This window comes from Kribbella solani, assembly GCF_014205295.1.
GTDB classification, from domain to species: domain Bacteria; phylum Actinomycetota; class Actinomycetes; order Propionibacteriales; family Kribbellaceae; genus Kribbella; species Kribbella solani.
This window is the reverse complement of sequence record NZ_JACHNF010000001.1, coordinates 4,718,419-4,731,781: the sequence shown is the minus strand read 5'-3', so window position 1 is coordinate 4,731,781 and position 13,363 is coordinate 4,718,419. Positions and strand designations below refer to the sequence as shown.

Below are 13,363 nucleotides of genomic sequence, written 5' to 3'. Positions count from 1 at the left end.
CGATGCCGGGGAAACGGGTCTTCTCGTTCGAGGTCAAGCGCGAGGTGGTCCGGCGGTTTCTCGCGGGCGAGACGAAGGTCGCGCTCGCGCGGGAGTTCGAGTTGTCGTCGCCGAAATTGATCGAGAACTGGGCCCGTAAGTACCGCGACGAGGGTGATGACGGGTTGCGCCCGAAACGTCCGGGCCGCCCACCGGGTGCCGGTGGTGGTGATCGTGGCCGGTCTGCGGGTGAATTGGGTGAGGTGAGTGAGTTGGAGCGGTTGCGTCGCGAGAACGAGCGGCTGCGGGCCGAAAACGCCTACCTGGGAAAATTGCGTGCCTTGAGAGCCCAGCAACGACGCTGAAGGCCCAGGCCGTCACCGCTCTCAAGGCTGACCACCGCCTCGAGGTATTGCTGGAGGTTGCTGGTCTGGCCCGGTCGACGTTCTTCTACCACCAGGCCCGCCTCGCCTCGCCGGACCCACGCGCCGCCCTGAAGACCGCCATCCGGGAAGTGTTCGAGAACAACAAAGGCCGTTACGGGCATCGTCGCGTCCACCGCGAACTGGTGACCGCCGGCTGGCGGGTCGCGAAGAAGACCGTCCTGGCGCTGATGCGGCGCCTCGGGCTGGTCTGCCTGGTCCGGCGCCGCCGCCGCTACAACTCGTTCAAAGGCCAGACCAGCACGACCGGCGCGACTGGCAAGACCGCACCGAACCTGCTGGCCCGTGACTTCACCGCCACCGCTCCGAACCGCAAGTGGGTCACCGATGTGACCGAGTTCGCCATCGCCGGCCGCAAGCTCTACCTGTCGCCGGTCATGGACCTGTTCGACCGCCAGATCATCGCCTACACAACCAGCGACTCACCTAACCTGCAACTCACCAACTCCAGCCTGCAACAAGCACTCACCACCCAGCGCCCCAGCCCCGGCCTGCTGGTCCACTCCGACCAAGGCTTCCAATACCAGCACCACTCCTGGCAGGCCCTACTCACCACCGCCCGCGCGACCCAGTCGATGTCCCGCAAAGCCAACTGCTACGACAACGCCATCATCGAGAACTTCTTCGGACACCTCAAAGAAGAACTCTTCCACCACACCACCTTCACCAGCGCCGACGCGTTCACCACCGCACTCGCCGACTACATCCACTGGTACAACAACCACCGCACCTCAACAACACTCAAGGGCCTGAGCCCAGTGCAATACCGCACCCAGACCCTCACGGCATAGGCTCCCTACCCAGCCAGTCCAACTTTCGGGGACCAGTTCAGTGCAGGGTTGCCCCCTCGGAATTCGAGGGGGCATGGGGTCAATTGAGGGGGCAAGCTCCGGCCGGCCGGAGCGCAACCCCTAGCCGGCCGGTAGCGGGGTGGGGGAGTAGTGGTCGTCCGTCAGGACGGGGACGTAGGCGGAGATGGGGGCGGCCTGGCCGAAGGTGATGGTCACGTTGACCATCTGGCCGGGCTTGGCGCCGGTCACGGTGATCGCCGGTCCGTTGTTCTCGGCGCCGGGGGACGAGGCCGAGGGGGTCTCGGTCGCCGCGGGGCTGGTCGGGGTCGACGGAGCGCCGGACGTCTTCGGGGTGGCCGGTGTCGACGGGGCGCCGGACGTCGCCGGGGTGCTCGGGGTGGCCGGCTGGGTGGTGGCGGTCCCGGCGGCCTCGGCGGCGGTGGTGCCGGCGAGCAGCAGGGCGGCGCTCGGCTGCAGCTCGATCGGGCCCTTGATGCCGGCGAAGGTGACCTCGCCGGGCTGCCAGCCGCCGCTCTGTCCGTCCTGCGTACCGGCCGCGGCCTGGGCGATGCCGACCAGCGTGTCGGCGTTGTCCCCGTCGTTCACGATCACGCCGTGCAGCTCGCCCTTGCCCTGGGCGTCGGCCAGGACCAGCAGGTTCCGGAGCTTGAGCTGACCGGACTCGAGGTTGGTGCCCTCGGCGGCCTGGTACGGCTGCAGGGTCGGCGCATTGAAGCTCGCGCTGCACGCTCCCAGCGCGAGACTGAGAGTGGCGGCGGCACCAGCCAGCGCGGCGCGCCGGGCGAACCGCGAGGACAACGTGATCGGCACTGGAATCCCTCTCGTGCAAAGCTGATTCGGCAACTGCGAACACCGTCGGGCAGCGGCCTCCGGCGCCCCACAGCGTAGCCCGCGGCGAACCCGGGCCGGACGCCGGGATGCCACCGGCGCCGTCCGGTGCGATCCTCGAAGCGATGTCCAGGGCAACGGTGTACGCGCGCACGAGGCACGGCACCGAGCGTTTGTCAAGGCACGAAGTGGGCCCTGACCAGCGCAAACGCCCCGACCGGACCATCCGTCACGTGGTAGTATGGATCTCGGAAAGGGGCACTTCACACATGACTTTCACAGTCGGCGAGACGGTTGTTTACCCCAATCACGGAGCGGCCGTCATCGAGGACATCGAGACCCGTCAGATCAAAGGTGAGGACAAGACCTACCTGGTCTTGAGGATCGTCGCTCAGAACGACCTGGTCGTTCGGGTTCCCGCGTGCAACCTCGATCTTGTCGGCGTGCGTGACGTCGTGGATCAGGCCGGCCTGGAGCGCGTCTTCGACGTGCTGCGCGCACCGCACACGGAGGAGCCGACCAACTGGTCGCGACGCTACAAGGCGAACCTCGAAAAACTGCACTCCGGTGACGTGCTGAAGGTGGCAGAGGTCGTTCGCGACCTGTGGCGCCGTGAGCGTGACCGTGGACTGTCCGCCGGTGAGAAGCGGATGCTGGCGAAGGCTCGCCAGATCCTGGTCTCCGAGCTGGCCCTGGCCGAGCACACCAACGAGGACAAGGCGGAAGCCATCCTTGACGAGGTTCTCGCCTCCTGACTTCGGGCGAACCTGTCCGAAGTAACCCAGCATGAGTAGCGCGGTCGTGATTCCCGCGGCCGGGCTCGGGCTGCGGCTGGGTGGTGAGACACCAAAAGCATTTCGAGAGGTCGGTGGCGATTCGCTGCTGGTTCACGCGGTGCGTGGACTGCGGGCAGCGTCCGCCGCCGACCTCGTCTGTTTCGTGGTCGCGGTGCCGCCCGGTTCCGAGGAGACGGTCGGCAAAGAACTGGCGCCGTACGTCGGGGACGCCCGGCTGCTCGTCGTCGCCGGTGGCGCGGAGCGACCTGCTTCGGTACGAGCCGCGCTGGACGTGGTTCCGGTCGACGGGATCGACTGCATCCTGGTGCACGACGCGGCGCGCGCGTTCGTACCTGCCGAGGTGATCGAGCGGGTGTTCGCGACGGTCCGGGCCGGTGCTGATGCGGTCGTGCCGGTGGTGCCGGTGACCGACACGATCAAGGTGGTCGGTCCGCACGGCGAGGTGGTCGACACGCCGGATCGGTCGACGCTGGTTGCCGTGCAGACGCCGCAGGGGTTCAGTCCTGAGGTGCTGCGGCGCGCGCATGCCGCTGGTGCCGATGCGGCGGTGACCGATGACGCGATGATGTGCGAGCGGCTCGGCGTGACGGTGCAGACGGTCGAGGGTTCGCCGGACGCGTTCAAGGTGACCCGGCCACAGGATCTTGTCCTGGCGGAGGCGCTGCTGGCCCGCCGCGAGCGGGAGCAACTGGGCGGGCAGCCGAACGCCGGCACCGGACCGGCAGCTGCGCCTGAAAGGGAAGAGCGAGTGATCGGTCAGCCAAGCGGGTGGCCGGGTGACGGGTCGGGCGGAGGACAGGCCGGGTGAAGGTTCCACGGGTTGGCAACGGGGTCGACGTGCACCCGTTGGAAGCAGGCCGCCCGATGTGGCTGGCTGGTTTGCATTGGCCGGAGGAGCAGTCGGGGCCGTCGGGGCATTCGGACGGTGATGTCGCGGCGCATGCGATCTGTGACGCGTTGCTGAGCGCGGCCAGGTTGGGTGATCTCGGGTCGAACTTCGGGACCGCCGAGCCGGAGTGGGCCGGCGCGTCGGGTGCCGCGTTGCTGGCGGAGGCGGCGCGCCGAGTACGCGCCGCCGGGTTCGAGATCGGGAACGTGTCGGTGCAGATCGTCGCCAACCGGCCGCGGTTCGCCGCCCGCCGCGAGGAAGCGGAGAAGGCACTCGCCGCGGCTTGCGGCGCGGATGTGTCCGTCAGCGCGACGACGACCGATGGTCTCGGCTTGACCGGCCGAGGCGAAGGCATCGCAGCCTTCGCGACTGCTCTCATCTACTGATCCACCTTCCACAGGATGCGGGAGGGGGCGAGCGGGTCTTGCTGATCCGCAAGTCCCTCCACCTGCACCGGATCGGGGGAGAAGCGGGCGGCTCTGGGGTCCAGTTCTGTGCCCGTGGGGTGGGTTAGCGGCGCGTACAGGTCTGGGCGGCGGCCGCGGAGCCAGCGGCGGCCGGTCGAGAGGGGGACCAGGTCGAGGTCCAGGTCGGCGGTCACGACCGACTCGGCTGGTACGGGCGTCTCGGCCACGATCCGGCCGTACGGGTCGAGGATCATCGCGTTCCCCGTCCGTACCTCGTCGTCATCCCGCCCGACACCATTGCTGAACAGGACGAACAGACCGTTGTCGTGCGCCCGCGCCGGCAGCCACCGCATCAGCCAGCCGCGCCCGTTCGGCCCGTTGAACGCCTCCTCAACGCCCGCCGGATCGGTCTCCCGGTTCTCCCAGACCGGCAGCGGGATCGGCTTCATCCCGTACGGACTGCGCGACTTCGTTCCGCCGGTCTGATGCGGCGCGATCAGCACCGTCGCCCCGAGCAACGCGGTGATCCGGACGTTCTCGACCAGGTTGTTGTCCCAGCAGATCAGCACCCCGGCCCGGAACCCCCACGGCGTGTCGAACACCGTGTACGTGGAGCCGCTCGCGATCGCCTCGTGTTCGAACGCATGCAGCTTCCGGTGGACGTGTACCTGACCGTCCGGCAAGCACACCGCGTACGAGTTGAACAACGTACCGCCGGACTCCTCCAGAAAACCGGCCCCGATCCCGGCGCCGAGCTTCTGAGCCAGTGCGAGGACCTGGCCGATCAGCGGCCCATCGGCCGGCGAGGCGAGTTCGTGCAGCCGCGCGGCGGTGTGCCGGCGCAGGTGCCAGTACCCGAGCAGGCACAGCTCCGGGAACACCACCAGGCGCGCACCGTCGCCGACCGCCTCGCGGGCCAGCCGCTCGACGGTGCGAAGGTTCGCCGCGGTGTCATCAGGGGTCGCTTCGAACTGGACGACGGCGGCGCGAAAGGACGTCATGGGCCCATGAAAACTCTGGGGCATCCATGGCGTCCAATAGTTGTTTGCTCAGCTTCCATATCCTGAGGTTATGGATCTTCGATTGCTCCGGGCGTACGTCACGGTGGCGCGGCTGGGCAACTTCGGTGCCGCCGCGGCGGAGCTGTCGACGAGTCAGCCGGCGCTCACCAAGCAGATCCAGGTGCTGGAGCGACGGGTCGGTGCGGTCCTGTTCGACCGAGGCCGGCACGGTGCCCGGCTGACCCCGGCCGGTGAGCTGCTGCTCCCGGACGCGCTGGAGCTGCTGGAGCGGTCCGAGGCCTTCGACCGGCGTGCCGATCAGGTCGCGTCCGGCGCCGAGGGATCCTTGGCGATCGGGTTCGGGCTGTCCGGGATCGAGCTGGCGCCGCGGGCTGTGGCGGTGTTCCGGAGCCGGTGGCCGGGGGTGACGGTCTCGCTCGAAGACCTGCCGTCGGCGGTGCAGTTCGAGCGGCTGCTGACCGGGGGCTTGCAGATCGGGTTCGTCCGGCTGCCGGTGCCGGCCGGTCTCGAGCACCACCGGCTGCGGCGCGATCGGCTGTCACTCGCGGTGCCGGCCGCGCAGCGCGTCCCCCGCGACCTGGCGCGCTGGATCGACGCGCGCCCGCTGGTGCGGTTGACCCCGGCCCGGGGCCCCGGGCTGACTGCCCAGATCGACAGCCTGTACGCGGAGCTTGGTTGCCGTCCGCAAGTACTCCAGGAGTCCGGGGACCTGCAGACGGTACTGGCGCTGGTCGCCGCCGGCGTGGCACCGGCCGTCGTACCCTCAACAGCGGAACGGATCGCACCACCCGAGGTCCGCCTGGTCCCGCTACCCGGCCGCGCCGCGACCTGGTGGACAGGCGTCGCCTGGTCCACCCGCACGCCGCTCACCGAACGCTTCGTCAAAGCCGCCGCCGAGGTCGCCCGAGCCGCGCGCACCGAGCCGCGAACAGGTAACGGCTAGCGGCCCGAGAACGGCCGTGGATTCATCGCCGGTTTGACCTGGCCGCCCAGCTTCCGGCGGTGCAGAGGGGCCGCGATCACGATGGCCGTCGCGCCGAGCAGGCACAGGATGCCCGCGATCAGATCGATGCGTACGTGGGCCTGCCCGACGAACTGTGCTCGCAGCAGCCCATGCGGGTCCACGATGACCTGCAACTTCCCAGCGGGGAATTGACGCAGCCCCTGCACGGTGAACGGATAGCTGTGCCCGTTCGGGCAGTCCGCGGTGAATTCCGAGACGCCGTACGACTTGTAGTCGCGGATCGTGCAAGTCAACGTCTGACCGACTCGCGACAGCCCGACCGGTGTAGGAGTCATCACGAACGGCACCGCAGCCAAGCCACTCGCGACCGCACCGAGGTACGTGTAGTACCCGCCGCCGAGAATCGCGATGCCGACACAGAAGAACCCGACCCCAAGCACCATCACCAGACAGGCAAACAGGGTCGAATGCGGCGGGAACGTGTACAGCACGCCCGCGAGCAGGAAGAGCACCGCACCGAGAGCGATGTAGCGCCACATCGGCCCGTGCGGCGACCCGCGCCGCCGGAGCGGCTTCCCGGCGACGATCACGATCGCGAGGATCGCGGCGACCCCGAGGAAGAACACCAGTGGTGCGTACTTCATCAGCGTTTCCTGGGCAGTGGCGGTAGCTCGTAGGAGTCCAGCCAGGCTCCGAACAGGCGCCCGAGCGCATCCTCGTCCGGACTGAATGTTGCCGCCAGGGCGATGAATTCGGCGGTGGTGACCGAGCCGTGGCGGTGGGTTCTGGTCCACGTACGCAGCAAGTTGAAGAATGCCTCGTCGCCGAGGTGCTTGCGGAGTACGTGCAATGTGATCGCACCGCGCTTGTACAAGCGGTCGTCGAACATCAGCTCCGGACCGGGATCGGCCAGCAGCAGATCTTGTGGAAGGCCCTTCAGCCGCGAGTGTGCCTTCGAGACCTGCTGGTCGGCGGACAGACCGCCCGACTCCTCCGACCACAACCACTCGGCGTAGCAGGCGAAACCCTCGTTCAGCCAGATGTGCTGCCAGCTCGACGGGGTCAGGCTGTTCCCGAACCACTGGTGCGCCAGCTCGTGCGCCACCAGCCGCTCGGACCCGTTCCGGCCGTCCACGTGGTTGCTGCCGAACACCGAGATGCCCTGCGCCTCCAGCGGAATCTCCAGCGGATCGTCCGTCACCACGACCGTGTACCCACCGAACGGGTACGGCCCGAACTGCCGGCAGAACAGCTTCATCATGTCCTGCTGCCGCGCGAAGTCGTGCCGGAACTCCCGCACCTGCCGGCCGGGCAGTACACCCCGGATCGTCACCGGCGAGGTCGCCAGTTGCACCTCGTCGTACGGCCCGATCTGGACCGTCGCCAGGTACGTGGCCATCGGCGCCGCCTGATCGAACACCCAGGTGGTCCGGCTCGCTTTCACCCGGCGCGACACGAGCCGCCCGTTCGCGACCACCCGATACGGCGAGTCGGTCGTGATCGCGATCCGGTAATGCGCCTTGTCGCCGGGGTGGTCGTTGCACGGGAACCACGTGGCCGCGCCACTCGGCTGACTCGCGACGATCACGCCCTCGGTCAGTTCCTCCCAGCCGAGCTCGCCCCACGGGCTGTCCTCGGGCTTCGGATTGCCGCCGTACTGGATGTCGACCGAGAACTCGGAGCCGTCCGCGATGTTCGCGGTGATGTACAGCTTGCCGGACCGCTGCGTGTACCGCTGCGGGCGGCGGCCGTTCACCGTCACCTTCGACACCCGCAGACCGGACAGGTCGAAGCTGAACCGGGACAGCGCCTGGCCGGCGACGGCAGTGATCGTCGCTTTGCCGTTCAGCCGGTTGCTGTTGACCCGGTAGTCGAGCTCGAGGTCGTACGACTCGACCTTGTAACCGGCGTTTCCATGGGTCGGCACATACGGATCAACCATCAGCCCTGCCACGGTGCCCTGTCTTGCCAGGGTGCGATGGGGTTTCCCGCCCACCGCGTCCCCGCCGGAACACCTTCGCCACGCATCACCAGAGACACCGGGCCGATGGTAGCCCCCGCGCCGAGGCCGGCGGCCGGTAGGACGATGCCGTGAGGCCCGAGGGTCGCTCCGGGGCCGAAGGTGACTGTGTTCATGGAGAGAACTCGATCATGAAAAAGGTGCGTCTGCAGCACGCAACCGCGATTCACCGTGGCACCGTCGCCCAGGGTGATCAGATCCGCCTCCGGCAGCCAGTACGTCTCGCACCAGACGCCCTTGCCGATCTTGGCGCCGAGTGAGCGCAACCAGAGCGCGAGCACCGGCGTCCCGGCGGCCGCGTTCGCGAACCAGGGCGCGGCGACCAGCTCGACGAAGCTGTCGACGACCTCGTTGCGCCAGACGAACGAACTCCACAGCGGGTACTCGACCGCGCGCGTCCTACCGACGATCAGCCATTTCGCGACTGTCGCCATCCCGCCCGCGACCGCGCCGGCGGCCAGGATCACCGCGCCGGACAGCAGTACGGTCAGCCAGGGACCGAGCCAGATGTCGAGTGCCTGCAGCGCGAACAGGACGCCGAGCGCGATCAGCACCGTACACATCATCGGCACGAACCGGCACAGCTCGACCAGCGCCCGCGCCACCTTCAGTTTGAACGGCGGATTGAACGTCCGGCTCTGGTCGCCCGACACCGCTTGCCGGCGCAGCTTCACCGGTGGCGAGCCGAGCCAGGACGTCCCCGCCTTCGACTTCTTCGGTGCCGCGGACAGCACCGCGACGAGGCCGTTCTTCGGTACCGCACGGCCCGGCGCGGTCATCCCCGAGTTGCCGAGGAAGGCCCGCTTGCCCACCTTCGCGCCGGCCACGTGCAGCCAGCCGCCGCCGAGCTCGTACGAGGCGATCATCGTGTCGTCGGCCAGGAACGCGCCCTCGCCGACCGTGGTCATCTTCGGCAGCAGCAGCACCGTCGACGCCTCGACATCGCGGCCGATCTTCGCGCCGAGCGCCCGCAGCCACCACGGCGTCAGCAGGCTCGCGTACAGCGGGAACAGCAGCGTACGGGCCGAGTCGAGCAACCGCTCCGTCGCCCAGACCTGCCACCCGATCCGGCTCCGGACCGGGTAATGACCGGGCTTGATGCCGATCCCGAGAATGCGGACACCGACCAGTGTCAGCACCGCGATCGTGGCGAAGCCGACCAGCGTCATCAGCGGGATCGCGGTCAGCGCCTTGAGCGCGGCGTCGCCGAGCGTCTGGGTGCCGCGCAGGGCATGGCCGAGTACGAGGAACGCGGCGGCCGCGCCGGCGACCGGGATCAACGACATCAGCGCGGACTGCGCTCCGTACGCGGCGACCCACCAGGGCGCGCGGTCCGGGCGGTGGTCCGGCCACGGGTGCCGGGCGCGGCCGATCCGGGCCGCCGGCGAGCCGGACCAGCGCTCGCTCGCCGGGACCTTTCCGGAGACGGCGGAGCCGGCCATGATCTCGGCGTTCCGGCCGATCTCGGCGCCGGGCAGCAGCGTGCTGCGGGAACCGACGACGGCCTCGGCGCCGACCATGACCGGGCCGACGTGCAGTTGGTCGCCGTCGATCCAGTACCCGGCCAAGTCGACCTCGGGCTCGATCGAGGCGCCACGGCCCATCGTCAGCATGCCGGTGACCGGCGGCAGTGTGTGCAGGTCGACGCCGCGGCCGACCTTGGCGCCGAGCGCGCGGGCGTAGTACGCGATCCAGGGCGCGCCCGCCAGGTTCGCGGCGCCGGCCGCGTCGGCGAGGTTCTCGGCTGCCCAGAGCCGGACGTGCACGTTGCCACCACGCGGGTACGTTCCGGGCTGCAGGCCGCGCAGCAGGATCCGGGCACCGACGACGGCGATGCCCATCCGGCCGGCCGGACTGATCAGCAACAGCCAGCCGACCAGAATCCACCACCAGGAGACGGTCCGCGCCCAGGGCAGCGGATCGACCAGCTCGGCGAGCAGGTTGTTCAGCGTGAACAGATAGACCAGCCAGCGAACGCCGACGACGGTCTGCAGGATCAGGGTGAGCGCGGTCTGCAGCAGCTGGGTGCTCTTCGGCGTCGGCCGGATCTCGCGCAACTCGACCGGTTCGACGGCGGCCGGCCGGAACTCGTCGAGCCGTTCGGCGAGCGCACCGAGCCGCGGGTACTCGTAGATGTCACCGACCGTCGCCTCCGGGTACCGCTCGCGGAGCACCGAGACCAGCTGAGCCGCGGCCAGACTGCCACCGCCGTGCAGGAAGAAGTCGTTGTCCGGGCCGGTGACCTTGGCACCGAGGACCGTCGTCCACCGCTCGGCCAGCCAGCCGGCGGTACCGCTCAGCTCGGCTGCTGGGCCGTCGCTGTCCATGCCGGGCAGCGGCCAGGGGAGCGCGTTGCGGTCGACCTTGCCGGACGTCCTGGTCGGCAACGTGTCGACGACGGCGAGCAGCGGCACGAGAGCCGCGGGCAGTGCTTCCCGGAGCCGTTCGGTCGCTTTCGCGTTGTCAAAAGCGGCAGGGTCGTCCGGCACGATGTACCCGACCAGAAGCTGATTACCAGCGGCACTGTTGCGTACCGCGGCCGCCGCGCCGGTGACGCCCGGCAGGGCCTGCAGCGCGGCATCCACCTCGCCGAGCTCGATCCGGCGACCGCCCAACTTGACCTGCTCGTCGGCGCGGCCCTGGAAGAGCAGGCCCAACGGGTCGGATCGGACCAGGTCACCGCTGCGGTACGCGCGGTCCCAGCCGAGGGTGGGCATCGGCGCGAACTTCTCGGCGTCCTTGACCGGGTCCAGGTACCGGGCCAGCCCGACGCCGCCGATGATCAGCTCACCGATCTCGCCGTCGCCGACTTCGTTGCCGGCAGCATCTACTACCGCCAGGTCCCAGCCGTCCAACGGCAAACCGATCCGAACCGGTCCTTCGCCGGTCAGCCGCGCGGCGCACGCGACCACGGTCGCCTCGGTCGGGCCGTACGTGTTCCAGACCTCGCGGCCGTCGATCGCCAGCCGCTCGGCGAGCTCCGGCGGACAGGCCTCGCCACCGAAGATCAGCAGCCGGACCTGGTCCAGCGCGTCGGCCGGCCAGAGCGCGGCCAGCGTCGGCACGGTGGAGACGATAGTGATGCCCTGGGCAACCAACCACGGGCCGAGGTCCATCCCGGTACGGACCAGCGAGCGGGGCGCCGGGACCAGGCAGGCACCGTGCCGCCAGGCCAGCCACATCTCCTCGCAGGAAGCGTCGAACGCGACCGACAGGCCGGCCAGGACCCGGTCGTCCGGACCGATCGGCTCGCTCTGCAGGAACAGCCGCGCCTCGGCGTCGACGAACGCTGCCGCCGAGCGATGCGTGACCGCGACACCTTTCGGTACGCCGGTCGAGCCCGAGGTGAAGATGATCCACGCGTCGTCGGTCGGCTCCGGGCCGGGCGTGTCGCGTACTGAACCCGTGGTGCTGCTGCCGTCCATCCGGGCCGAGTACGGGTAGTCGAACGTGCCGTTGGCAGCGTCGTTGTCCGTGATCGGCGCCGGTTGCGAACGGGTCAGGGTCAGGGTCAGGTCGTCACCGACCGTCGCCGCGACGGCCGCCTCGCCGAAGACCAGCTCGGCGCGCTCGTCCGGGTCGTCGGCGTCGACCGGTACGTACGCGGCGCCGGCTTGGAGAGTGCCGAGAATCGCGACATACAGGTCGTTGTGGCCGGACGAGATCCGGATGCCGACGCGGTCACCCGGCCCGATCCCGGCCGCGGTCAGCCGGTGCGCGAACTTGCCGGTCTGCACCAGCAGCTCGCGATAACTCAGGCTGACGCTGCCGTCATCCAGCGCGGGCTCGTCGGCGTACCGGTCGGCTGTTTCCTCCAGCACCTGCACCAACGTCCGCGCGCCCGTCGCCAACTCCCCGCGTCGCAACGTCACGGGCGGATAATACGCCGCCCAGTTACCAGTTCGATAACGCGAAGCAAACGCGCGGGACAGTCCATCAATCGCTTGTTACTTCACCAGGTCGGCCGAAACCGCGTACGTGTCGCAGGCCTTGTTGGCGCCGATGTTGAAGCCGTTCTGAATCCAGAAGCCCTGCGTGGTGGCCTGGCCGTGGGTGCGCTCGTCCGCGGGCGAGTCCGGTGAATCGCCGAAGCTGTTGCTGGACTGCTGCTTGAACTCGTCCAGCCGGTTGGTCAGCGGGTACGACTTCTCGACCGACTTGCTGAACACCCCGGCGAAACAGGACGCCTGCACCTCGTTCCGGCGGGAGCTCTCGAGTTTCTGCTCCGGGTGATCCTGCAGGTACGCCATCCGGGCGTAGAACAGCCCGCTCACGCCTTGGACGTGGTGTCCGTACTCGTGCGCGATCGTCATCAGGTACGCCAGGTCCTGCTTCGGTCCGAAGGCACGGTTCATCTGCTTCACGTCCACGTACATGACCTGGTTGCCGTAGCAGTAGAACGCCAGTACGCGGCCGGACAGCGGTTCGAAGTTTCCGCACGGGGTCTTGACCGGCTGGTCGAACACGACCAGGCCCGGGTCCGGTTTGTCCTGGCCGAGGTCATGGAAGATCGGGCGCCAGCCGTCGTTCAGGCACTTGAACAGCTTGGTGTAGTACACCTTCTGCGCGGCCAGGCTGCCGTTGCCGAGTGGCGCCGCCTTGCAGTTCTGCTCCACCAGCGAGCCGGTCCGGTAGATGTCGGCGTTCAGCAGGAAGTCCTCGGCGGTGCCCTTCTCCGGTGTCGTCGTCGCGGTCGGGACGATCGACGGACCGGACACCTCCGGCTCAGCTGTGTCGTCAGTGCTCTGGTTGCCGAGCAGAGCTGCCAGCACTGCTACCGACACGCCGATGAAGATAAGTAGGACCGAGCCGAGCAGGACCAGGCGGAGCGGGCCGCCGCGCCGGCGCGGTGGGTGGAAGCTGTTGAACTGACCGGGGCCGTAGTAGGGCTGACCCCACTGACCTGGGTACTGCCCCTGCGGCGGCGGGTACTGCCCTTGCGGCGGGTACTGCCCTTGCATTGGCGGTCCCGGCGGGTACTGGCCCTGCTGTGGTGGCCAGGGTGCGCCCTGGGGTGGTGGTAGGACACCGGGCGGCGGGCCGAGCGGTCTGCCTTGCGGTGGGCCCTGCTGTGGATACGGCCCTTGGTTGGGACCTTGTGGTGGGCCTTGTGGGGGGCCACCGTAGCCGTACGGGCTGCTCACAGCTCTTGGCCTCCGTGTGGTCGTACCTGCCGGTCTGTCGTGTGCTGCCGAGTTCCCT

General features: G+C 68.9%; 12 protein-coding genes. 6 read left to right on the top strand and 6 right to left on the bottom strand.

Going from position 1 to position 13,363, the window contains the following annotated elements; genetic code table 11:
- Nucleotides 1–2 precede the first annotated feature (2 nt).
- Nucleotides 3–344, top strand: coding sequence for a helix-turn-helix domain-containing protein (locus tag HDA44_RS37430; protein WP_238352485.1), 342 nt, complete (start codon nt 3–5; stop codon nt 342–344).
- Nucleotides 311–1,213 carry an IS3 family transposase gene (locus HDA44_RS21525; RefSeq protein ID WP_337906823.1) on the top strand — a complete coding sequence of 301 codons (903 nt, stop codon included), beginning with the start codon at nt 311–313 and terminating at the stop codon, nt 1,211–1,213. The genes HDA44_RS37430 and HDA44_RS21525 overlap by 34 nt, the downstream gene beginning before the upstream one ends.
- 120 nt (nt 1,214–1,333) lie before the next feature.
- Here HDA44_RS21525 and HDA44_RS21520 read toward each other — a convergent pair whose 3' ends face one another.
- Nucleotides 1,334–2,044: a hypothetical protein gene (locus HDA44_RS21520; protein ID WP_184837157.1), complete on the bottom strand. Its 711-nt coding sequence runs from the start codon at nt 2,042–2,044 to the stop codon at nt 1,334–1,336.
- 287 nt (nt 2,045–2,331) lie between these two features.
- Between HDA44_RS21520 and HDA44_RS21515 the strand changes: the two genes are divergently transcribed.
- The 3 genes from HDA44_RS21515 to ispF are packed head-to-tail and all read left to right on the top strand — an operon-like array spanning nt 2,332 to nt 4,134.
- Nucleotides 2,332–2,817 (top strand): CarD family transcriptional regulator, encoded by a 486-nt coding sequence (locus tag HDA44_RS21515; RefSeq protein ID WP_130446326.1) that lies wholly within the window; start codon nt 2,332–2,334, stop codon nt 2,815–2,817.
- A 31-nt stretch (nt 2,818–2,848) separates the two neighbouring features.
- Nucleotides 2,849–3,667 carry a 2-C-methyl-D-erythritol 4-phosphate cytidylyltransferase gene (ispD, locus tag HDA44_RS21510; protein ID WP_184837155.1) on the top strand — a complete coding sequence of 273 codons (819 nt, stop codon included), beginning with the start codon at nt 2,849–2,851 and terminating at the stop codon, nt 3,665–3,667.
- On the top strand, nt 3,664–4,134 hold the full coding sequence (ispF, locus tag HDA44_RS21505; protein WP_184837152.1) for a 2-C-methyl-D-erythritol 2,4-cyclodiphosphate synthase: 471 nt from the start codon (nt 3,664–3,666) through the stop codon (nt 4,132–4,134). The genes ispD and ispF overlap by 4 nt, the downstream gene beginning before the upstream one ends.
- Here the strand turns inward: ispF and HDA44_RS21500 are convergent.
- Nucleotides 4,128–5,156 (bottom strand): nitrilase family protein, encoded by a 1,029-nt coding sequence (locus tag HDA44_RS21500; RefSeq protein WP_184837150.1) that lies wholly within the window; start codon nt 5,154–5,156, stop codon nt 4,128–4,130. The genes ispF and HDA44_RS21500 overlap by 7 nt on opposite strands.
- Before the next feature lie 70 nt (nt 5,157–5,226).
- Here HDA44_RS21500 and HDA44_RS21495 point away from each other — a divergent pair, with 70 nt between their 5' ends.
- Complete coding sequence (locus HDA44_RS21495) at nt 5,227–6,120, top strand: LysR family transcriptional regulator (RefSeq protein ID WP_184837148.1); 894 nt, start codon at nt 5,227–5,229, stop codon at nt 6,118–6,120.
- Here the strand turns inward: HDA44_RS21495 and HDA44_RS21490 are convergent.
- The 4 genes from HDA44_RS21490 to HDA44_RS21475 all read right to left on the bottom strand — a co-directional run bounded on the left by HDA44_RS21490 (nt 6,117) and on the right by HDA44_RS21475 (nt 13,122).
- Nucleotides 6,117–6,785 (bottom strand): hypothetical protein, encoded by a 669-nt coding sequence (locus tag HDA44_RS21490; RefSeq protein ID WP_184837146.1) that lies wholly within the window; start codon nt 6,783–6,785, stop codon nt 6,117–6,119. The genes HDA44_RS21495 and HDA44_RS21490 overlap by 4 nt on opposite strands.
- Nucleotides 6,785–8,083, bottom strand: a complete 1,299-nt coding sequence (locus HDA44_RS21485) for a M1 family metallopeptidase (RefSeq protein WP_184837144.1) — start codon at nt 8,081–8,083, stop codon at nt 6,785–6,787. The genes HDA44_RS21490 and HDA44_RS21485 overlap by 1 nt, the downstream gene beginning before the upstream one ends.
- Nucleotides 8,083–12,033, bottom strand: coding sequence for a Pls/PosA family non-ribosomal peptide synthetase (locus tag HDA44_RS21480; RefSeq protein WP_184837142.1), 3,951 nt, complete (start codon nt 12,031–12,033; stop codon nt 8,083–8,085). The genes HDA44_RS21485 and HDA44_RS21480 overlap by 1 nt, the downstream gene beginning before the upstream one ends.
- Nucleotides 12,034–12,108: 75 nt before the next feature.
- Nucleotides 12,109–13,122: a neutral zinc metallopeptidase gene (locus HDA44_RS21475; protein ID WP_202887479.1), complete on the bottom strand. Its 1,014-nt coding sequence runs from the start codon at nt 13,120–13,122 to the stop codon at nt 12,109–12,111.
- Between the last annotated feature and the right edge of the window lie 241 nt (nt 13,123–13,363).